Raw genomic sequence first — 21,207 nt, forward strand, 5'->3', positions numbered from 1 at the left:
GAAGCGGAAACCCGGTACGCAACCTCCCGCGCGACCTCCGTCGTTCCGTACCGTACGGGGCGACGGAGGAGGGTGATCACGTGGCGCGTCTGTGCCTGGGGCCGCTGTTGAGGTACGTCGACGGCTCCTCCGCGACCGTCTGGGTCGAGGCGAGCCGTCCGTGCCTCGCGGAGGTGCGGTGCGCGGACGGCGCGTCGGGCCGGGCCCGCACCTTCCATGTGGCGGGGCACCACTACGCGCTCGTTCCGGTCGCCGGACTCGCCCCGGGCACGGCGACGGCGTACGAGGTGAGGCTCGACGATGTGCCGGTGTGGCCGCCGCGGGACGGCCGGTTCCCGGCGAGCGAGATACGTACCCCGGCGGAGCACCCGGACGAGGTGCGGGTGACGTTCGGATCCTGCCGGTGGGCCGCACCTCCCATAGGCGGGCGGGACCCCGTGGGCCCGGACGCGCTCGGCGCGCTGGGCACACGTCTGGCCGCGGACCCGGCCGCCGAGCGGCCCGACGTGCTGCTGCTCCTGGGCGACCAGGTGTACGCGGACGAGACGTCCGAGGCCACGCGACGCTGGCTCGACGCCCGCCGCGGAGGCGCGTCCGGGGGGCCGGCCGGGGACGACTCCGTCGGCGGCCAGGTCGCGGACTACGAGGAGTACACCCGCCTCTACCGCGAATCGTGGCTCACCCCCGAAGTCCGCTGGCTGCTCTCCACGGTTCCGAGCTGCATGATCTTCGACGACCACGACGTCATCGACGACTGGAACACCAGCGGCTCCTGGGTGGCCGACATGCGGGCCACCGCGTGGTGGCACGAGCGCGTGGTGAGCGCCCTGATGGCGTACTGGGTCCACCAGCACCTCGGCAATCTGTCCCCTGCGGACCTGGCCGCCGACCCCCTGTACGAGGTCGTGTGCGCGGCGCCCGACGGCACCGAGGCGCTGCGCGCTTTCGTGGCCCGGGCCGACGCTGAACCGGCCTCGGCCCGCTGGAGCTACCGGCGGGACTTCGGCCGCGTACGGCTGGTCATGGTGGACACCCGGGCGGCGCGCGTCCTGGAGGAGGGCGGGCGCGCGATGCTGCATCCCGCCGAGGCCGCGTGGCTGAGCGCACAGGTGCGGGACGGACAGGGGCCGCCGCATGCGGGCGAGGCTCCCGCCGCGTACGACCATCTGCTGCTCGGGACCTCGCTGCCCTGGCTGCTGCCGCCGCTCATACACGACGCGGAGGCGTGGAGCGCGGCGCTGTGCCGCGGTGACCGCGGTCCGCGCTGGGCCCGCTTCGGGGAACGTCTGCGCAGGGCCGCCGACTTGGAGCACTGGGCGGCCTTCCCCGCATCGTTCGAGGGGCTCACCGCGCTGCTCGCGGAGGCGGGTTCGGGGGCGGCGGCACCCGCGACGGTGTGCGTCCTGTCGGGGGACGTGCATCACGGGTACGTCGCCGAGCCGACACGGTGGGACGGGCGCGGGCCCGCTGCCCGCGTGCTGCAACTGACCTGCTCGCCCGTACACAACGCCGTACCGGCCGTCCTGCGGCTGGCTTTCCGGCTCGGCTGGAGCCGCGCCGGACAGGCGCTGGGCCGGCGGCTGGCCGGACACGGGCGGATCGGGCGCACGCCGGTCGACTGGACCCGCGGGGGCGGCCCCTGGTTCGGCAACCAGCTGATGACGCTGACGTTCGGCGGGCGCTCGGCACGGCTCCGGCTGGACCGGGCGCGGCGCAGGGTCGCCGGTTCCGCGGAGCTGGAGACCGTGACCGAGCGCACGGTTGTGCCGTAACGACGGCCTCGCGCCCGATGTCCCGTATTGCAGCGCGATGTTCGTGACACGGGCCACACCGGACCCGGATGCCCCGGCCCGGGGTTCGACTCCCGCGGCCGCGACGGCATGATGAGGCGGACCGTCCGCTTCCCCACGGGCGGTCCGCCGCCCCACCGGCACACGGACGGCCCGCCGCCCCACCGGCACTCGTGGACGGCTGCCGCACCGGTGCCCGCGGACGGCCCGCCGCCCCCACCGGCAACCCCCACAGCCGCATACGCCAGGAGCCGTCCTCTTGCCCTCTGCGACCGTCCCCCACGCCGTCGCCCTCGTCGGCGCGGGCCCGCGCGGCACCAGCGTCCTGGAGCGCCTGTGCGCCTCCGCCCCCGAGCTCCTGCCCTCCGGGGCCCGGTTGACGGTCCATGTCGTCGACCCGTCCCCGCCGGGGCCCGGAAGGGTCTGGCGGACCGCCCAGCCCGACGAGCTGCTGATGAACACGGTCGCCTCGCAGGTCACCCTGTTCACCGACGAGAGCGTGGACTGCGCCGGGCCGGTACGCCCGGGGCCGAGCCTGTACGCATGGGCCGCGGACCGCCCGCACGGCACGGGCCCCGACGACTATCCGACCCGCGCCGACTACGGGCGCTATCTGGAGTGGGTGTTCGGCGAGGTGGTGCGCACAGCACCGCACGGCGTCCGTGTCGAGGTGCACACCGCGCGGGCCGCACGGCTGGACGACGGGGCCCACGGGCTCCAGACCCTCACCCTGGACGACGGACGCGCACTGACGGGCCTGTCCGCCGTCGTACTAGCCCAGGGGCACCTCCCGGTGGTGGCCGGCCCGGACGAGCGGCGGCTCGCCGAGCACGCCTCCCGGCACGGCCTGCGCCACTACCCGCCCGCCAGTCCTGCCGACCTCGACCTGAGCCCCCTCGCTCCCGGCGAGCCGGTGCTGCTGCGCGGTCTGGGCCTCAATTTCTTCGACCACATGGCGCTGCTGACCGTGGGCCGGGGCGGCCGTTTCGTACGGTCGGACGACAGGCTGCGGTACGTGCCGTCCGGGCGCGAGCCGATGCTCTACGCGGGATCGCGGCGCGGTGTCCCCCACCAGGCGCGCGGCGACAACGCGAAGGGCCCGTACGGGCGTCATGAACCGCTCGTCCTCACCTCCGAGGTCATCGCGTCCTTCCGCAGGCGGGCGGACTCCGGCGACGCGCCCGACTTCCTCACGGAGATATGGCCGCTGGTGGCGAAGGAGGTCGAGACGGTCTACTACGAGGCGCTGCTGGGGCGCCACGAGGAGGCGCGGGAGCACGGGTGCGCCGCGCGCCGCCGCGAGGTCCGGGGAGCCCCCGCGGATCTCCCGCACTTTCGCGGGCGTTTCCTGTCCGCACCCCACGGCAGCGCCCGAGAGGCCCTCGTCCTGGACGAGTTCGGTGTCGCCCGCGGGGACCGCTGGTCGTGGGAGCGGGTCTCGCGTCCGTACGGCGACCGCGGGTTCACCGGCCCGCCGGACTTCCGGAGCTGGCTCGTCGGCCATCTTCGCGAGGACGCCGCGCAGGCCGCGCTGGGCAATGTGCGGGGCCCCTTGAAGGCGGCCCTGGACGTACTGCGCGATCTGCGCAACGAGGTGCGGCAGATCGTGGACCACGGCGGCCTGAACGGTGTGTCACGGCGGGAGCACCTCGACGGCTGGTACACCCCGCTCAACGCCTTCCTGTCGATCGGTCCGCCCCGGCGGCGGATCGAGGAGATGGCGGCGCTGATCGAGGCGGGCACGCTCGAGGTGGTGGGGCCGCGGCTCGAGGTGCTTGCGGAGGACGGGGCGTTCGTCGCGCACTCTCCTGATGTGCCCGGTTCGCGGGTCCGCGTCACGGCGCTCGTGGAGGCGCGGCTGCCGGAACCCGATGTGCGGCGGACCGCCGACGCGCTGCTCGCGGGGCTGCTGCGGGCCGGCCGGTGCCGGCCGCACACCGTCGACGGGTACGAGACGGGCGGCGTGGACGTGACGGCGCGGCCGTACCGGCTGGTCGAACGGGACGGGCGTGTGCACGGCAGGCGGTTCGCCTTCGGGGTGCCGACCGAGGGGGTGCACTGGGTGACGGCGGCCGGGGCGCGGCCGGGGGTGGACTCGGTGACGTTGTCGGACGCGGATGCGGTGGCCCGGGAGGTGCTGCGGACGGCGGCGCGTGACGGGTCGGTCACGGGCGCCGGGTCCCCCTCCACCGCGGCGGAGCAGTGGCTGAATGTTGAACTTGCAAGCATTGATTAGGCTAGCCTAACCTTTGGCCTCACTCGGTTACGTCCCCAACCGACCGAAGGAGTCCCCCATGACCGGACGTCTCAACAGCGCCCAGCCCTATGCCATCGGCCTGTTCCGCATCGTCGTCGGCCTGCTCTTCGCCTGCCATGGCGCCGCATCGCTCTTCGGCGTGCTCGGCGGCGCACAGGGCGGCGGCACCATCCCGGCCGGCGCCTGGCCCGGCTGGTACGCCGCCGCCATCCAGCTCGTCGCCGGCGCCCTGGTCGCGCTCGGTCTCGGCACCCGGGCCGCGGCGCTCGTCGCGTCGGGTTCGATGGCCTACGCGTACTTCACGGTGCATCAGCCCGAGGCGCTGTGGCCGCTGCAGAACGGCGGCGAGCCCTCGGCGATGTTCTGCTGGGCCCTGTTCCTGCTGGTCTTCACCGGGTCGGGAGCGTTCGGGCTCGACCGGCTGTTCGCCGCGCGAGGCACCGACGACCGCGCGGTGACCGAGACCGGGTCGGGACCCGCGACCCCCGCCGCAGCCTGACGCAGCGCCGTTGTGGCGCAGGAGTGAACACGACGTGGTGATCTCCTGCGCCCCCGGCGGATCTCCCCCCGACGGCCCGGCGTACGCTGTATGGCTGTCATCAGGCCGCCCCTGCCGCTCCCGCGACGTCGCGGCATCGCCGCACGAACCGGGGGGCTCGTGGTGCTGGAGAGTGTGGGGTCGTTGACCGGCGGCCCATGGATCTACGTCGTCGTGGTGCTGTCCGTACTCTTCGACGTCTTCCTTCCGGTACTGCCGAGCGGCGTCCTCGTCATCACGGCGGCCACCGCCGCCACCGCGGGCACCGGTGCGGCGACCGGCCGGGTGCCGCACGAGGTGCCCGACATCCTGGCGCTGGCCCTGTGCGCCGCGACCGCCTCGGTGCTCGGCGACCTCGTTGCGTACCGCGTCGGACTGCGCGGCGGCGAACGCCTCGACCGCGCCATGGCCCGATCCCGACGGCTCACCAAGGCGCAGGAACGTCTCGGCACCGCTCTCACCCGCGGCGGCGGCGCCCTCGTCGTGGTCGCCCGCTTCGCACCCGCGGGCCGCTCACTGGTCTCCCTGGGTGCGGGTGTGGCCCACTGCCGGAAGCGCGAGTTCCTCCCCTGGTCCGCCCTGGCGGGCGTGGCCTGGGCGGGCTACAGCGTGGGCCTCGGCTATGTCGGAGGCCAGTGGCTCGGCGCGACCTGGCTCGCGGCGGGCGTCTCCCTGCTGGCCCTGATCGGGGCGGGCGCGATTGCGGCGTACGTGATGCGGCGCCCGCTGTCCGCGGGCTGAGCCGGGCACACCGAGCCGGACGCCCGGGCTCCGTCCGGCACACCGGACAGGGCACCCGGGCACCATCCGGCCACCGCTCGCCGGGCCGGACACCGTTGGCGGACCCCCGGGCGCTATCCCGCCGTCGCCCGCACCTCGGCCGGACGGCGGCCTCGCACCTCCAGACCGTCGAGCAGCTCGGCGGTCGCGTCGGCGATGGCGTCGACCGCACGGTCGAGCACCTCGCGATTGTGGGCGGCCGGGGCACGGAACCCGGAGACCTTCCGCACGAACTGGAGCGCGGCGGCCCGGATCTCCTCCTCGGTGGCCTCTTCGGGGATCACGGGCGGACGGAGCGTCTTGATGCTGCGGCACATGCCCCCAGTCTCGCGCGACCGCCTCGACGCCGGCCACGTTCGAGTGAAGACGCGCCCCGGACCCCGAAAGGAGCTCGCCTTCAAAAATCGAACAGGCGTAGCATTGCGGCGTGGCTGAAACTCATGGCTTTCCGAGCGATCTCCTCGCCGGTCAGGAGGAGCTGCACCAGGTACGGGCCGAGCTCCTGGACCTGCTCAAGCGACTCCCGTGGTCCGTCGAGCCCCTCGACGGATTCAGCGACGACAACGGCTGGCGCAGGGTCGAGCGCCCCGCGTCCCCGGGCTGGACACCCGACGAGCAGGCCCAGGTCGAGAAGCTGCGACGCCGCGAGCGCGAACTGGCCGTCTTCGTGACCACCCACCGCCACTGGGCCGAACTCCAGGGATCCGACCGGCCGGACGCCCGCGCCCGCCTCAAGCACACCGTCCCACCACCGCCCCGACCCGGCGACTGACCCGGGCCGGGAAGGGATCCGGACGGTTCGCCCCGGCCGGTCCTCGGGCGCGGCGCGGGCCGCCGTCGGAGGCGGCGCCCCGGACGGCGGCGCGGGCCCCGGCCCCGACCACTCAGTACGCGTGCCGGTCCGCCTTGCCCGACCAGGCCGCGTACGCCTCCGCACCCAGCTCCGGGTAGATCTGCTCGATGTGGATCCGCCGCTCGTCCATCGGCTTCGTGAAGTCCTCGTACTGGTAGACGTCGTCGAAGCCGATCTCCCGCGTGGCCTTCAGGTCGCAGCTGAAGAAGACGTTGTCGATGCGCGACCAGTAGATGGCGCTCATGCACATCGGGCACGGCGCACCGCTGATGTAGATGGAGCAGCCCTTGAGCATCCGGGCGCGCTCGGGGACCGGGTCGGGAGAGCCCTCCGGACGCGGCACGTACTCCAGCGTGCTCTCGTTCTGGTGCTCCTCCGAGATGCTGGGCGCCTCGGGGTTGAGCCGCTGAATCGCCTTGCGGATGGTCTCCATCTCGGCGTGCGCGGTCGGGTCGCCGGTCAGGAGCACACGGTTCTGCCCCCGGGCGACGACCTCGCCGTCCCGGGTCAGCACGGCGCCGAACGGACCGCCCCAACCCTCTTCAACCGACTCGGTGGCCAGCCGCACCGCTTCTGCCAGGAACTCCTTGTGACCCATGACGGCCTCCGTTTCACCCGACGAGAGTTTCTAGCTTTTCCTCCGATTTGGTCGATAAGTCCCTTTAGGATTAGGCTACTCCGTATGGACGCCAGCGCAAACCGCGATAGCGGCGGGGCCGGTGCAACCGTGGTGACCTCCCAAAAGGTCATCCACGGCTGCGAGGAGGCCTACAAGCGCTGGCAGGACCAGGTGAACCGGGCGGTCCAGAACTTCGAGGGATTCGAGGGGACGGAGCTGTATCCACCCGAATCCGAACAGGACAATCAATGGGTCGTCGTCTTCCGCTTCTCCGGCGTCGGCGAGTTGAGCACCTGGCTCCGGTCCGGAACACGCCGGGAACTGCTCCACGAAGGCCGTCATCTGTTCGAGGAAGACCCGTCCCAGGAGGTCCTCAGCGGCGGACAACCCGCCCAGGAGGCCGTGACGGCTGTCATCTCGCACGATGTGAAGCCGGGCCGGGAACGGGACTTCGTGGCCTGGCAGGACAAGACCCTGAAGGCCCAGGAGAGATACCCGGGGTTCATGGGGTCCGAACTCTTCTCGCCGGTGGAGGGAATCCAGGACCGCTGGGTCGTCGTCTTCCGCTTCGACACGCGTGAACACCTCGACCAGTGGCTGAAGTCGGACGCCCGCAGGAAGCTGCTGGACGAAGGACGCGACTACTTCGCCGACTACGACATGCACGAGATCGCATCGGCCTTCAGCGGATGGTTCCGCTTCGGCGAGGGACAGCACGGGGGCGTACCGGCCAACTGGAAACAGGCCATGTCCGTGCTCCTCGCGCTGTATCCCACGGTCATGGTGCTCAACCTCACACTGGGCAAGGGCCTCACGGCCGCCGCCCTTCCCGGCTACCTGGCCCTCTTCATCAGCAATGTGTTCAGCGTCAGCATTCTGACCTGGTTCATGATGCCGTTGGTGGTCAATCGCGCCCTGGCCTTCTGGCTGGCGCCCGACCGGACGCGTTCGCGCCGTGTCCAACTGGCGGGCACCGCCGTGGTGCTGGCGTGCTACGCGGCGATCCTCGTGATCTTCGCCTTCACCACCTGACCACCAACGATGATCCGCTGAACCCGATGAACCTCTGAACCGCGCACGCCACCGCGGCACCCGTATGCACGACGGCATTTCGATTCCTTTCGATTCCGGACGGCATTCGGTTCCGGATTCGGAAGCGGGTTCGGTGATGTCGATGACGTCGGTCGATAGCGTCGATGTCGATAACGGTGAGCCCGCCGGGTTTCTCCATGCCGAAGGAATGGGTCCCCGCATCGCTGGGATTCAAGGTGCGGCGGCGGCGTGCACGGGGCACGATTCGTTGGCGCACGCATTGCACGGTAGGGTGAAAAGGCCCCAATTTCCCTGTCTCATCACCGATTAACGTCTCTTCAGCGTCATCCACAACGGCACTCTCCGCAACCTCTCCCCGCCTCAGGGCGTGCGCGGCCACCGTGGCGAGGTGCCGAGGAGAGCAGGGAGCACCGAGGCGAGGAGTACAGGTGATGAGTCGGCACACGCAGATGCGCGGCCTCGGGGAAACCGTGGTACGGCGGGGCGACGCCGATTACGAGGACGTCCGCCGGGACGCGGTGTGGAACGGGCTCACTCCGGCACGCTTCCCCGAGGCCGTCGTCCGCCCGGTCTCGCCCCAGCAGGTGGCCGAAGCGATCCGCCTGGCCGGGGCCGAGGGGCTCAGGGTCGCCCTGCGGTCCGGGGGACACAGCTGGTGCGCGTCACCGCTGCGCGAGGGCAGCCTGCTCGTCGACCTGTCCGGGCTGCGCACGTGCACCGTCGACCCCGCAGCGGCGACGGCGACCGTGGGGCCCGGCATCACGGGCCGCGAACTCACATCGGAGCTCGGCCGGCACGGGCTCGCCTTCCCCACGGGCCACTGCGGGTCCGTCGCCGTCGGCGGGTACCTCCTCAGCGGAGGGCTCGGCTGGAATTCCGCCGTCCGCGGGCCGGCGTGCGCCGACGTCCTCGCGGTCGACGTCGTCACCGCGGACGGCGAGGCCGTCACCTGCAGCCCGCGCGAGCACCCCGACCTGTTCTGGGCGGCGCGGGGGGCGGGCCCCGGATTCTTCGCCGCGGTCACCGCCTTCCACCTCCGGCTGCATCCGCATCCCGGTGCGATGACGAGCACCCTCTGGTCCTTCCCGCTCGCCGACGTCGCCGAGGCGACGCGCTGGGCCACCGAGGTGGCCTCGGCGCTCCCCCCGAACGTCGAGGTCACCTTCTGCCTCGCCGCGGCGGACCCCGGCGCGGCACGGAGCCCCAAGGTCATCAACGTCGCCGCGACGGCGTTCGCCTCCTCACGCGAGGAGGCCGACGACGTCCTCGAACCGCTCCGGTCCTGCCCCCTGGCCGACCGTTCCCTGTCGCGGCAGTTGGACGAGCCGGTGACGTTCGCGTCCCTCTACGACTCCTCCGCCGCCCTGTGGCCTCCCCAGCTGCGCTACGCGGCGGACACCCTGTGGTCGGACGCCGACTTCGCGACGCTGCTGGGGATGCTCGCCGGAGCCGTCGAGGCGGCCCCGTCGAGCAGGTCGGAGATCCTCGCGCCCTTCCTGCCCGCCGCCCGTCCCACCGAGGACATGGCGTTCCCGGTGCTCGGCGAGAGCTATGTCGTCCCCTACGCCGTCTGGGACGATCCGGCCCAGGACGCCGCCAACATCAGCTGGTTGCGTCAGACCATGCGCGCGGTCGAGCCCTTCGGCACGGGGCACTACATCGCCGAGGCCGACCTCACCGCCGCGTCGTCGCGCGCCCGCCGGTCCTTCACCCCGGAGGGCTGGCAGCGTCTGCAGGACCTCAGGGTCCGGTACGACCCTGAGGGCGTCTTCTGCTCCTACCTGTCACCGGAGGAGGCCGCGCCGTAGGTGCCGCTGTGCGGTCCCGCCCGCGGGCGGGACCCGGAAAAAGATCAAGGCCCAGGTCTCCGGCTGCCTGCCGGTCGACCTGGGCCTTCCTCATGCCCTGGGGCTGGTGGGCGCGGACGGTTTCGAACCGCCGACATCCGCCTTGTAAGGGCGGCGCTCTACCGCTGAGCTACGCGCCCGGGAATGAGTCGACAGCCTACCTTGCCGGTGGGAGTGCATCGCAAACCCGTATCCGGGCTCCGCCGACACCCGCGCCGGGTGCGGCCGCACGGCCGGAGCAGGGCGAAATCGCCGCGCGGAAAGTGAACTGACCGGCTCGTGTCTTCGTCTTGCACCGGTGGGAGAATGACACGGCCAGGGCGGATGACAGCACGGGAGAGGGAAGTGACGGCGACACCATCGCAGTCGTACGCGCCGAACACGCCGCACACACCTCATGCGCCGAGCGCCCGGCCCGGTGCAGCCCCGCGCCCGGCGCGCGGCGGCACCGCGCGGCGGACGGACCGCGGGCGTGCCCGCGCCGCGACGCCCGGCGCCCTGCGCGCCGTAGCCCGTGACGTGCTCGCTCTGGCGCTCCTGCCGCTGCCCCTGCTGGCGGTGGCGGTCGCGCCCGGCGCGTTCGCCGGGGGTGGCGGGTCACGGCGGTGGTTCGGGGGCCGGGGCGAGGGGCAGCGGGCCCAGGCGCAGGCCGCGAAGGACGCCGCCGCCGCCGCGTTCTACGAGCTCGACACCGCGCAGCGCGAGCTGCGGATCTCCATAGAGACGATCGTCGCCGTGGACGACTCGCCGGCCGCACGTCGCGTCGTCTCCGACTTCGAGGCACTCGGGCGCCGGATCGACGACGCGAGCCACCAGTACATCAGCACGATCGACGCGCAGGACCTCGACCGGGACGACCTGGAGGTGGCGGTCGCGGCGCATGCCCGCACCCAGCTCACCCTCGCCAAGGACGAGCTGGTCAAGGTCAAGCAGGACCTGGACCGGTTCGCGCAGTCGCTCGCGCCGCTGCTCGGCAAGGCCGAGACCCAGCTCGCCCGGGTCGCCCCGGCCGTGGAGCGGGGGCGCCAGGCGCTGCTGGCCGCGAGCAACGCCCTGGACGCGGTCCGCGCCTCCGGGCTCACCGCCGACGACCTGGCGGCGCGGCTGGCCGCCCTCGCCCCGGAGCTGACCAAGCTCAACCAGGGCGCGGGACGGCACGGCGTGACGGAGACCCTGGAGCGGGCGGAGCGCGTGGCGCGCGAGGCCGAGGCGGTGCGTGCGGAGGCCGAGCGGCTGCCGGAGCGAGCCGCCGAGATCGACCACCGGCTCGTCTCGCTGCGCACCCGGGCGCAGGCCCTGACCACTCGCGCCGGCCAGGTGGACCCGGTGCTCAGCGAGCTGCGCCGCCGCTTCGCCGCCGCCTGCTGGCAGGACCTCCAGCAGGTGCCGGAGCAGGCCGTGGAGAACGTGAAGCAGGCCGAGCTGAAGCTCCAGGAGGCCCGGGCGGCGCGCGACGCCCAGCGCTGGCCGGACGCGACCTCGCTGCTGACCACCGTACGGGCGCTGCTGAACACCACCGACGAGGCCGTGTCAGCGGCCGGTGACCGACTCCGGCGGCTGAACGCCGTGGCGAAGGACCCGCAGCAGGAGATCGACCGCACCCGGTTCGCGATCCGCGACGCCCAGCGCCTCGCGATGGCCGGCCGGAACACGCCCGACCCCCGCCACGCCGGGCCGCTCGACGACGCGGTCGCCCGTCTGGATCAGGCGGTCACCGGTCTGGAGGGGCGCCACCCCGACTACTGGCACTTCCTCACGGAGACCGAGGCCGTGCGGCGGACCGTGGCCGACGTGGTGTCGAGGATCCGGGGCGAGCGGGGCACGGGCGCCTGATTCCCCGGGCGGGGTGCGCCACTGCTGTGGCGATCCCGCGGCCCCGGGCCGATCCTGTAGGTACGTACGGCCGGAGCCGTACGGGTGGGCGCCCCCTGGGTGCCCACGACGAGTCACGGACGGGGACGCGCCGGTGCGCGCCCCCGCTCATGGCCTCCGCGAGCGCGAAGGAGGCGGACATGGCCATGTACCACGCGATGAGTGCCCCGGCGAAGCGGCGCATCCGGTTCGAGGACCATCTGCCGGTCGACCACAAGCTCAGCCAGTTCTACCGTGTGGGCGCCGGGCTGATGGGGCTCTTCCTGGTCGCCTTCGGCATCTTCGGCCTGCTCCACCACATCGGGTACTTCGACACGCACGGCGCGACGGTCATCGGGCTGAACACCAACGGCACCCTGAGCGTGCTCTCGATCTGCATCGGGGCGCTGCTGTTCGTGGGCATGGTGATCGGCGGGAACTTCGCCTCCTGGCTCAACATGATCCTGGGCGTGCTGTTCCTGATCAGCGGCTGGGTGAACCTGGCCCTGCTGGACACCTCGCACAACTTCCTCGCCTTCCGCATCCAGAACGTGCTGTTCAGCTTCGTGGTCGGCGTCCTGCTGATGTTCTTCGGCATGTACGGGCGCGTGGGCTCCGCTCTTCCGCACGACAACCCGTACTGGCGGACGCGGCACGCCGACGACAAGGAACGGCTGGAGCGGCTGAAGGAGGCCGAGCGGGCGGAGCGGGCGCAGCCCTTCCACCACTGACCCCGTCGCCTCGGGCCGGCGCCCGGATGACCGGGCGCCGGTTAACCTGTGCGCATGCCTCGCTATGAGTACCGGTGCCGTACCTGCGGCGACACGTTCGAACTGAGCCGGCCGATGGCCGAGTCCTCGGCCCCCGCGAGCTGTCCCGACGGCCACGAGGACACGGTGAAACTCCTGTCGACGGTGGCCGTCGGCGGCACGGCGTCCGCCGCCTCCGCCCCGCGGCCCGCAGCGGGAGGCGGAGGCGGAGGGGGCTGCTGCGGCGGCGGCTGCTGCGGCTGACGCCCACTCGCGCGGGGGCCGCCCACCTCGCCTGCCGGAGCGGCCCTTGGGCCCCTACGCTGTCGACGTCGTCAGCAGGGCGCGCAGGATCTGTTCGCCCGCCTGCACCCCCCGGTCGGGGAGTGCCGTCACATGCGGTGCGGTCCAGCCGGTGTCCGCCAGTTCGCCGTGGCCCGGGCGCCAGGCGCGGTCGGCGGCGAGCAGGAGGTCCGCGTCCAGCAGGGAGTCGCCCGCCGCCAGCGTGAGATCCGCGCCCGTACGACGGGCGACCTCCCGCATCGCCGCGCTCTTGGTGAGCGGCTTCGGAACGGCGTAGACCTTGCGGCCCTGGAGCGAGACCGTCCAGCCCCGCGGCTCGGCCCACTCGGACAGTTCCTTGACCCAGCCCTCGGGCAGGAGGGCACGCTCCACGACGAGGTAGGCGAACAGGTCCTCGGCGACACGCTCCTTGCGCAGCCACGCCGGGTCGGCCGCTTCCCGCAGATGGGCCCGCACCTCGTCGAGCGGGGCCGAACCGTCCGCCAGCTCCCGGGCCACGTGCGCCTGCCAGTCCGGGTCGGAGACGCCGTCGACGAGGAGATGGCCGCCGTTGGCGCAGATCGCGTACGGGGCGGCGGGCCCGGGCAGACGGATCCTGCCGTACTGCTTGCGGGTGCGGGTCGTCGTGGGCACGAAGACGGCGGCGCGGGCGAGCTCCTGGAGGAGTCCGGCGGCGGTCTCCGTGAGGTAGGACAGCGGCTTGTGCTCGTGCACCTCGACGCAGAGCAGGCGGGGTGCCTCGGCGTCGGGCATGGTCAGGTCGAGCGCGGCGGCCGAGTAGATCAGGGTGCGGTCGAGGTCGCTGGCGACGAGAGTCCGTCCGGTCACTGGGACACCACCGTCCGGCCGTCGGCGCCGGTCGCGCCGCGCGTGAAGCGCGGGTGGATCAACCCCACGCAGCTGTATGGGAGTTCGTCGACGTCCTCGACGGGCACGCCCCGCTGTTCGGCGAGCAGCCGCACATGGTCGAGGTCCGCTCCCGCACCGGTGCGCGCGAGGATCTTCCACGGCACCCGGCGCAGCAGGACCCGGGTCGTCTCGCCGACGCCCGGCTTGACCAGGTTCACATCGTGGATGCCGTACTCCTCGCTGATCCGCTCGACGGCGGCCCAGCCCTCCCAGGTGGGTTCCCGGTCCGCCGACAGCAGCTCCTTGACCTGGGCGTCCACGGCGTCGGCGACCTCGTCGAAGCGTGCCGCGACGGCGTCGAGGAAGACACCGGACACATCGGCCCCGGCCAGCTCGCGGTAGAACTTCGCGCCATGGAAGTCGTGCGGGCCCACGAGGTCGCTGCGCAGCACCGTGCGCGAGATCAGGCCGGAGACGGTCGAGTTGAGGCAGGCGGAGGGGATGAGGAAGTCCTCGCGGGTGCCGAAGGTGCGTACACAGGAGCCCGGGTCGGCGAGCACCGCGATCTCGGGGTCGAACCCGGAGATCCCGTCCGACTTCTCGAAGTCCCGGATCGCCTCGGCGAGTTCCCGGGTGATCGCGCCCTTGCCCGTCCAGCCGTCGACGAAGACGACGTCGGCGGGGTCGTGATGGGCGGCGAGCCAGCGCAGCGCAGTGGCGTCGATGCCCCGGCCGCGCACGATCGACACGGCGTAGTGCGGCAGGTCGAGGGCGTGCCGGTACTGCGCCCAGCGGCGCATCAGCACCCCGACGGGGGTGCCCGCGCGGGCGAGCGAGACCAGCACCGGGCGTGGTGTCCGCTCCGCGAGCACCGTGTCGGTGACGACGCCGACGGCCTGGGCGATCCGGGCCGCGGAGGTCTCCAGTGCGGCGTGGAACAGGTCCTGGTACTGGGCGCTCGGCTGGTACTCGACGGGCAGCGATTCGGCGTAGTGGGCGCCGCCGCTCTGTATCGCCTCCTCGCGCTCCTCCGTGGGCGCCTCCAGACGTACGTCCGAGAGGTCCTGGAGCAGCCAGCCGACCTCGTCCGGTGCGTACGACGAGAAGGCGGGGCCGCGGAGGGGCTCGGGCAGCATGAGGGGCCTTTCGGAGGCGTACGGCCGTGGGCCGGCGTACGGCGGTGCGGGCGAGGGCGCCGGCACGTAGGACGGCACGACGGCGAGCAGCACGCTCGGGGTGTGTGCGGCGAGTTGGGCGAGCAGGCCGTCGGCGGCGTGCAGCTCGGGTGTGTCGGCCGCGGAGTCGACCACTGCGACGACGGCGTCGAAGCCGGCGCCCGCGACGTTGTAGGCGTACCGCTCGCCGGGGCCGTCGCCGGGGGCGTCGTGGGCGGGGAAGACGAGGCGGCTGCGTATCGCGTATCCGGGGTCGTCGACGGCGAGGACGGGTGAGCGGGTGGTCGTGGAGTAGCGCACCTCCGCGTCGGCGCGCTCCTCCAGGGCGAGGGCGAGCCGCAGCGGCGCGTACATCAGCTCCTCGAAGCCGAGCACGAGGACCCGGCAGCGGTCATGGCGGGCGGCCGGCGGGAGCGCGTCGGCGATCCGGGCCGCCATCGCGGGCAGCGCCGCTTCCAGCAGCTCCCGGTGGGCGGGCGTGAAGCCGTGCCGGCCGCCGTCGGGCAGACCGTCGGGCCAGTCGAGCGCGACGCGGGCGACCGGGTGGCGGGCGGGTGCCGGAGGCGCGGGCGTGTCCTGTTCGTGCCGGGCGACCAGCGCGCGGCCCTTGTCCAGGACGCCGTCCGGCAGCCGGACCGTGCCGGATGCGGCGGCGATGAGGTCGACCCGGGCGCCGATCTCGCGGGCGAACGCGTCGAGGCGGCCGCGGTCGGCTGCGGAGCGCATGTCGACAAGGGCGACGATCACATACCGCTCGCGCGGGAAGCGCCGGTTCAGGTCGCGGATGGTGTTGAGCACCGTGTTGCCGGTGGAGAACTCGTCGTCGACGAGGACGAGCGGGCCGTCGCCGCGGAGCAGCCCGGGGTCCTCGGGCAGGAGCAGGTGCGAGGTGGCGTGCGAGTGGGACTCCTCGAAGCCTCCCGCCTGCTCGACGCCGGCCACGGGCCGCCGGGTCGAGTGGAGGTAGGGGGCGAGGCCGAGGCCGTCGGCGACGGAGTGGCCGAGTCCGGTGGCCGTCTCGGCGTAGCCCAGGACGACGGCGCGGCGCGCGTCGGCCTCGCCGAGCAGCTCCCGCACCCGGAGGCCCAGTTCGTACCCGGAGCGGTGCACGACGGAGGGCAGCTGGGGCACGTGCTTGCCCAGGACGTTCGACACGAGCAGATGCGCGCGCTTGGGGTTGCGCCGCAGCGCGAGCCCCAGCATGTCGCCGAGCACACGGTCCCCCGCGAGCTCGACGCCGAGCCGCTCGGCGACCCAGCTTCCCGACCACACCACGTTCGTCACGGTTCCTTTCGGCTCACGCGGGCAGCCCGGCGGTGAGCAGGTCGACGAAGCCGATGCCCTCGCGGGCCACGCCGAAGGTCTCGGCGCGCAGCAGGGTCCGCTCGGCCCAGGCACGATGCGGCTTCACCTCGTTCATCTTGTTCGTGTACGCGGACCGCAGGACTCCGCCGCCCTCGCGCTCGGGCCGCAGGATGTCCTGGGCGTCGCTGAACTCCTCGTGGCTGACCACGGACAGCGCGTGGACGGGCAGGACGTGCGAGGGGTGGATGCAGGTCTTGCCGAGCAGCCCGTTGGCCCGGTCCAGCTCGATCTCGCGGAGCAGACCGTCCATGTCGTGCTCGATGAGGGTCGCGCGCAGCCCCTCGGCGCGCCCCTCCAGGAAGGGGCTGCGGCGCAGCTGCGGCTTGAACATCCGCTCCTGCACCGGGAAGTACTCCCACACCGGACCGGTGACCGTGAACCCGGTGCCGTCGGCCCTGCCCAGCACGTTCACCACGTCGGCTATGACGGAGGCCACGACCTGGACGTCGTAGGCGGTCATGTCCGGGGGGCGGCGCAGTCCGTACGCCGAGCAGAAGTCCGTGACGCCGAGGCGCAGCGCGAGGACCCGCTCGCGGTACTTGTCGACGGTGCGGGCGATGCCGCTGAGCGTCTCGGCCCGGCTCTCCAGGTGCAGCAGCTCGGGCGATTCCAGGACGGGCATCGCGAACAGCCGTCGGCCGGAGGCGGCTTCGGCCGCGGCGAGCGCCTCGAGGAACAGAACGCCGCGCTCCTCGGTGAACTTCGGCAGGACGAATCCGGACAGCAGGCGCACGGTCGGCCCGAGACGGCGGACGAGATCGGGGATCTGCTCGGGTGTGCGGACCCGGATGAAGAGCAGGGGCAGGTCGTCTTCGGGATGCTCGGCCAGCGCGGCGAACTGCTTGACCAGGTTCTCCTCGCCGCTCGCGACGTCGGCGTCGTCGATGGCGTCCTCCAGGCACAGGACCATGGACACGACGCCCCGGCCCGCCTGTCTCACGATGTCGGCGGCGAGCCGGGGGCGGACGGCCGGGCTGTAGAGGGTGGCGCCCAGCGCCGTGGCCAGCGTGCGGGCCGGGGAGTCCGCGCCGAAGACGCAGGGCTCCCGGTGGAAGAGGCGCTGACGCACCTCTGGGGCGAGCTGCCCGAAATGACGCATGAGACTCCCCGTGGTGCCGACGCGGCCGAAGAAGATGTGGCCGGTAATAGTACGTAGGGATCAAGGTCAAGAGTTCCCATCGGGCATGAAGTTCAGGTAATACGGCGATGTCGAACGGTCGTGTGTGGTTACATACGGCGCCTCGCACGTGCGTGGACGGCCCCTGGCCGGGGCACGACGAGTGCGTGGAGGGCCGTACGCCGGGGTCCGGGGATCATGCCGACCCCGCGTTGTCGGCCTCGGACGGGGGAAGGCAGGATGACCGCATGACGCACGCGATGCTGAAGGGGTCGAACGTCCCGCTCGAAGCCACAGCGGTGCGCGCCGTGCTGCGCTGGGCCCCGGGACAGGGCGTCCCGGACGTGGACGTGTCGGCGCTGCTGCTGGGCCGCGACGGCCGTGTGCGCTCCGACGAGGACTTCGTCTTCTACAACCAGCCCCGGCACCCCTCGGGCACGGTGTGGCGGCTCGGCAAGAAGCGGGGCCCGGACGGTCTCACCGACACGATCCAGGCGGACCTGGACGGCATGGTCCCCGAGGTCGGCCGGGTGCTCGTGGTGGCCTCCGCGGACGACGTGCCCTTCGACCGCGTCGAGGCACTGCGGATATTGCTGTACGACGCGGGTGCGGCCGAGGGTGAGCCCCTCGCGTACTTCGACATCCGTCCCGAGACGGGCGCGGAGACGGCGCTGATCTGCGGCGAGCTGTACCGGCGCGGCGAGGGCTGGAAGTTCCGCGCCCTCGGCGAGGGGTACTCGAACGGGCTGGTGGGGCTCGCGACCGACTTCGGGATCTCCGTGGACGAGTCGGAGGCCATGCCCGGGCCCACGCCGGAGGCCTCGGCACCGGCCCCGGCCCCGGCCCCGGATGCCACGACCGCGCAGCCGCTGCCGCCGGAGACGAGCGCCGCACCGCTTGCGGGCACGCCCCTGCCGCAGCCGGTGGCGGAGGTGCCGCAGCAGCAGCCGGCGTACGGCTATCCGCCGGCGCACCAGCCGGCGCCGCAGCCCGCCTACGGCTATCCGCAGCCCGCCCCGGCCCAGCCGGTTCCGCCCGGTCCGCAGCCCGCCTACGGCTATCCGCAGCCGATGGCGGCGGCGCCCGGCGCCGAGTTCAGGCTGCCGCCGCAGGGGCCGCAGTTCCTGCCGCGGTAGCGGTCCCGCCCGCCGCGGCGGCCAGGGCCTGTCGTCACATTCCCGTCTGCCCCTAGCGGTCTCCGGCGGTCTTGTAGCCGCGGCCCCACTGCAGGCCCCAGCCGTACAGCCGGTCCAGCTCGCTCTGGAAGCCGTACACGAACTTCACCTCGCGGCGCACCAGCAGCTCGCCCTTGACGTTCTCCAGGGAGACCACGGCGCACGAACGGGCCTGCGGGGCGCGCTCGTCGAGTCCGATCTCGATACGTGGGCCGTTGCTCGGGTAGAGCGTCACGATCGCGTGCGTACGGTCGAAGGCCGGCGTCTGGTCGTAGATGTAGACGAACACCAGCAGCCGCTTGATGGACTCGCGGTGATCAAGGTTGACGTAGATCGTCTCGCCCGATCCCGAGCCGAACCGGTCGTCGCCGCTGAGCTTCACATAGGGCGGGGCGTTGAGCTCCCCGAAGAAGTTGCCCAGCGGCTGGACCACACCCTTGGCGCCGTCCGTGAGTTCGTACAGACAGCCGAGGTCCAGGTCGACATTGACCATGCTCTGGGTGTGGGCCTGCACGACGTCGGGCTTGAACAGCTGGGACGGGTGCCGCAGCAGTCCGCCCCGCTCGGGGCGCCCGATGTCGGAGGTACGCATCCGCCAGGAGAGGTTGATGCGCAGGTTGCCGGTGGACGCGCCCTGTTTGGTGAGCGAGACGACCGAGTGCCGTTTGGTGAGTTCGATGGAGTTGGTCGCTGCGCTCCCGGACTCGAACTGCGTCGAGCGCCCACGCCACAGACCGTCCCAGAAGGACATGCCGCCTCAGCCCCCCATTGCCGTATGCCGTATGCCTGTCACGCCACGGGGCGGCCCGGAGACCCCTGCCTCCTGGCCGCCCCGTTGAGAGCGTTCCTCACCGAGGGCCGGATCATTCCGGCCCGGCCGGACCCGGTCGCCGGGCGCGTGGCCCGGGCGGGCCGTCCGGCATCAGACCCCGGACGACAGGGTCGCCTTGCCGTCCGGGCTCTCGGCGCCTGCGTCGCCGCCCCCGAGGGCGCGGTTGCGGCGCACGGACGACCAGAACGACCAGGCGATCAGGACGACGCCGACGAGACCGGTGATGACCTCGTTGATCTCGTACTGGATGGTGACCAGGAGGAGCACGGCGAGGGCGCCGATCGCGTAGTGCGCGCCGTGCTCCAGGAAGACGTACTCGTCGAGGGTGCCCTGGCGGACCAGGTAGACGGTGAGCGACCGGACGTACATCGCGCCGATGCCGAGGCCGAGGGCCATCAGAACGATGTCGTTGGTGATGGCGAAGGCGCCGATGACACCGTCGAAGGAGAAGGACGCGTCCAGGACCTCCAGGTAGAGGAACATGAAGAACGCCGCCTTGCCGGCGAGTACGACGGCCGAGACCTGCTTGCCGCTCTTCCTGGCCTCCTCCTCGGCCTCGTGCTCCCGCTCCTCCTCTTCCTCGAGGCGGTCCTCGAAGAAGCCGGACAGGCCGCCGACGACGAGGTAGGTGATCAGTCCGGCGATGCCCGCGACGAGGACCGTCTGCGCCTTGTCCACATGGACGCCACCGTGCTGGTGGGCCTGGGTCGCGAAGGTCATCGAGGTGATCAGCAGCACGATCATGGCGATGCAGACCGACAGCATGTCGATCTTGCCGAGCTTGGCCAGCGGCCGCTCGATCCAGCGCAGCCACTGGATGTCCCGCTCCTCGAAGATGAAGTCGAGGAAGATCATCAGCAGGAACATTCCGCCGAAGGCGGCGATCGCCGGGTGGGCGTCCGTCACCAGCTGCTGGTAGCGGTCCTTGTCGGTCAGCGCGAGGTTGACCGCGTCGACCGGGTTCAGCTTGGCGGTGAAGGCGACGATCACGACGGGGAAGACCAGCCGCATACCGAAGACCGCGATCAGAACGCCGACCGTGAGGAAGATCTTCTGCCAGAAGGCATTCATCTTCTTCAGGATTCCGGCATTGACGACCGCGTTGTCGAAGGACAGCGAGATTTCGAGGACGGACAGGATCGCCACGATCCCGAAGGCCGTCCACCCCCCGTAGACCACGGCCGCGGCAAGGCCGAGCGCGGTGACCACGAACGACCAGCCGAAGGTTTTCAGAAGCACTGCTTACCCCATCGTGTGTGTACGGGTCTCGGGTACGGGTCTCCCCCCGCGCCGTACGGCTTTACGAAACGTTGACCCCGAAGTCTAGAGCGATGCCCCGCAGACCCGACGCGTACCCCTGTCCCACTGCACGGAACTTCCACTCGCCTCCGTACCGGTACACCTCGCCGAAGATCATCGCGGTTTCGGTGGAGGCGTCCTCGGACAGGTCGTAGCGGGCCAGCTCCTGGCCGTCGGACTGGTTGAGCACCCGGATGTAGGCGTTGCTGACCTGGCCGAACGTCTGGCCCCGCTCCTCGGCCATGTGGATGGAGACCGGAAAGACGATCTTGTCGCAGGTGGCGGGGACCTTCGCCAGATCGATGAGGATGGTCTCGTCGTCGCCATCGCCCTCGCCCGTGAGGTTGTCGCCGGTGTGCTCCACCGAGCCGTCGGGGCTCTTGAGGTTGTTGTAGAAGACGAACCACTCGTCGCCGAGGACGCGGCCGGCGTTGCAGAGCAGCGCGCTGGCGTCGAGGTCGAAGGGGGCTCCGGTGGTGGAGCGCGCGTCCCAGCCGAGCCCGATCATCACCTGTGTGAGATTCGGTGCGGCCTTGGAGAGGGAGACATTGCCTCCCTTGGCGAGCGTGACGCCCATGATGCTGGTCCTCCCCGAGGTGGTGCGGTGCGTGTGGTCGAGCGGGTGCGCGGCGGCCGCGGTGCGGGCGGCGGCCGGGCCGTGCACGTCCGGCGCCGCACGTGGTGTGCGGCGCCGGGCGAAGGGGGGGTGGGGGCAGGCCGGCAGACGGTGACGCCGAATTGCTGCGCGATGGCGC

At 72.0% G+C, this 21,207-nt stretch carries 19 protein-coding genes and 1 tRNA gene; 11 read left to right on the forward strand and 9 right to left on the reverse strand.

What is annotated here, in order from left to right; genetic code table 11:
- Positions 1-80 precede the first annotated feature (80 nt).
- From ACWCP6_RS01340 to ACWCP6_RS01355, 4 genes are all read left to right on the forward strand, one after another.
- Positions 81-1,772: an alkaline phosphatase D family protein gene (locus tag ACWCP6_RS01340; RefSeq protein ID WP_450930244.1), complete on the forward strand. Its 1,692-nt coding sequence runs from the start codon at positions 81-83 to the stop codon at positions 1,770-1,772.
- Between the two features lie 277 nt (positions 1,773-2,049).
- Positions 2,050-4,026 (forward strand): FAD/NAD(P)-binding protein, encoded by a 1,977-nt coding sequence (locus ACWCP6_RS01345; RefSeq protein WP_450930245.1) that lies wholly within the window; start codon positions 2,050-2,052, stop codon positions 4,024-4,026.
- Between the two features lie 58 nt (positions 4,027-4,084).
- Positions 4,085-4,546 (forward strand): DoxX family protein, encoded by a 462-nt coding sequence (locus ACWCP6_RS01350; protein ID WP_450930246.1) that lies wholly within the window; start codon positions 4,085-4,087, stop codon positions 4,544-4,546.
- 162 nt (positions 4,547-4,708) lie between these two features.
- Positions 4,709-5,326 (forward strand): DedA family protein, encoded by a 618-nt coding sequence (locus ACWCP6_RS01355; RefSeq protein ID WP_450930539.1) that lies wholly within the window; start codon positions 4,709-4,711, stop codon positions 5,324-5,326.
- Between the two features lie 113 nt (positions 5,327-5,439).
- Here the strand turns inward: ACWCP6_RS01355 and ACWCP6_RS01360 are convergent, their stop codons facing one another.
- A complete protein-coding gene (locus ACWCP6_RS01360; RefSeq protein WP_450930247.1) occupies positions 5,440-5,682 on the reverse strand; it encodes a DUF2277 domain-containing protein in 243 nt (80 codons plus the stop codon).
- 110 nt (positions 5,683-5,792) lie between these two features.
- Here ACWCP6_RS01360 and ACWCP6_RS01365 point away from each other — a divergent pair, with 110 nt between their 5' ends.
- Positions 5,793-6,137 carry a hypothetical protein gene (locus ACWCP6_RS01365; RefSeq protein WP_450930248.1) on the forward strand — a complete coding sequence of 115 codons (345 nt, stop codon included), beginning with the start codon at positions 5,793-5,795 and terminating at the stop codon, positions 6,135-6,137.
- A 112-nt stretch (positions 6,138-6,249) separates the two neighbouring features.
- Here the strand turns inward: ACWCP6_RS01365 and ACWCP6_RS01370 are convergent, their stop codons facing one another.
- The gene (locus ACWCP6_RS01370) at positions 6,250-6,816 is read right to left on the reverse strand and encodes a nucleoside deaminase (RefSeq protein ID WP_450930249.1); all 567 of its coding nucleotides are present in this window, start codon (positions 6,814-6,816) and stop codon (positions 6,250-6,252) included.
- Positions 6,817-6,945: 129 nt separating this feature from the next.
- Here ACWCP6_RS01370 and ACWCP6_RS01375 point away from each other — a divergent pair, with 129 nt between their 5' ends.
- Together ACWCP6_RS01375 and ACWCP6_RS01380 are read left to right on the forward strand one after the other, a co-directional pair.
- Positions 6,946-7,869, forward strand: coding sequence for an antibiotic biosynthesis monooxygenase (locus ACWCP6_RS01375; RefSeq protein ID WP_450930250.1), 924 nt, complete (start codon positions 6,946-6,948; stop codon positions 7,867-7,869).
- Positions 7,870-8,321: 452 nt separating this feature from the next.
- Positions 8,322-9,698, forward strand: a complete 1,377-nt coding sequence (locus ACWCP6_RS01380; protein WP_450930251.1) for an FAD-binding oxidoreductase — start codon at positions 8,322-8,324, stop codon at positions 9,696-9,698.
- 104 nt (positions 9,699-9,802) lie between these two features.
- Here the strand turns inward: ACWCP6_RS01380 and ACWCP6_RS01385 are convergent.
- Positions 9,803-9,877 (reverse strand) — tRNA-Val (locus ACWCP6_RS01385).
- Between the two features lie 205 nt (positions 9,878-10,082).
- Between ACWCP6_RS01385 and ACWCP6_RS01390 the strand changes: the two genes are divergently transcribed.
- From ACWCP6_RS01390 to ACWCP6_RS01400, 3 genes are all read left to right on the forward strand, one after another.
- Positions 10,083-11,570: a hypothetical protein gene (locus ACWCP6_RS01390; RefSeq protein WP_450930252.1), complete on the forward strand. Its 1,488-nt coding sequence runs from the start codon at positions 10,083-10,085 to the stop codon at positions 11,568-11,570.
- A 179-nt stretch (positions 11,571-11,749) separates the two neighbouring features.
- Positions 11,750-12,319 (forward strand): DUF4383 domain-containing protein, encoded by a 570-nt coding sequence (locus ACWCP6_RS01395; RefSeq protein WP_450930253.1) that lies wholly within the window; start codon positions 11,750-11,752, stop codon positions 12,317-12,319.
- Between the two features lie 54 nt (positions 12,320-12,373).
- Complete coding sequence (locus ACWCP6_RS01400) at positions 12,374-12,601, forward strand: FmdB family zinc ribbon protein (protein WP_450930254.1); 228 nt, start codon at positions 12,374-12,376, stop codon at positions 12,599-12,601.
- Positions 12,602-12,655: 54 nt separating this feature from the next.
- Here the strand turns inward: ACWCP6_RS01400 and ACWCP6_RS01405 are convergent, their stop codons facing one another.
- From ACWCP6_RS01405 to ACWCP6_RS01415, 3 genes are read right to left on the reverse strand one after another with little or no spacing between them, the layout of a single operon-like run.
- Positions 12,656-13,468, reverse strand: coding sequence for an HAD family hydrolase (locus ACWCP6_RS01405; protein ID WP_450930255.1), 813 nt, complete (start codon positions 13,466-13,468; stop codon positions 12,656-12,658).
- Positions 13,465-15,948, reverse strand: a complete 2,484-nt coding sequence (locus ACWCP6_RS01410) for a phosphoribosyltransferase (protein ID WP_450930256.1) — start codon at positions 15,946-15,948, stop codon at positions 13,465-13,467. The genes ACWCP6_RS01405 and ACWCP6_RS01410 overlap by 4 nt, the downstream gene beginning before the upstream one ends.
- A gap of 13 nt (positions 15,949-15,961) precedes the next feature.
- Positions 15,962-17,128 (reverse strand): HpcH/HpaI aldolase/citrate lyase family protein, encoded by a 1,167-nt coding sequence (locus tag ACWCP6_RS01415; RefSeq protein WP_450930257.1) that lies wholly within the window; start codon positions 17,126-17,128, stop codon positions 15,962-15,964.
- Between the two features lie 266 nt (positions 17,129-17,394).
- Between ACWCP6_RS01415 and ACWCP6_RS01420 the strand changes: the two genes are divergently transcribed.
- On the forward strand, positions 17,395-18,282 hold the full coding sequence (locus ACWCP6_RS01420; protein WP_450930258.1) for a TerD family protein: 888 nt from the start codon (positions 17,395-17,397) through the stop codon (positions 18,280-18,282).
- Positions 18,283-18,334: 52 nt separating this feature from the next.
- Here the strand turns inward: ACWCP6_RS01420 and ACWCP6_RS01425 are convergent, their stop codons facing one another.
- From ACWCP6_RS01425 to ACWCP6_RS01435, 3 genes are all read right to left on the reverse strand, one after another.
- A complete protein-coding gene (locus ACWCP6_RS01425; RefSeq protein WP_450930259.1) occupies positions 18,335-19,072 on the reverse strand; it encodes a TerD family protein in 738 nt (245 codons plus the stop codon).
- A 171-nt stretch (positions 19,073-19,243) separates the two neighbouring features.
- Complete coding sequence (locus tag ACWCP6_RS01430) at positions 19,244-20,392, reverse strand: DUF475 domain-containing protein (RefSeq protein WP_450930260.1); 1,149 nt, start codon at positions 20,390-20,392, stop codon at positions 19,244-19,246.
- Between the two features lie 61 nt (positions 20,393-20,453).
- Entirely contained in the window at positions 20,454-21,029 is a 576-nt protein-coding gene (locus ACWCP6_RS01435) for a TerD family protein (RefSeq protein WP_450930540.1), read from the reverse strand.
- Positions 21,030-21,207: the final 178 nt, after the last annotated feature.

Source organism: Streptomyces sp. NPDC002004 (assembly GCF_053593975.1).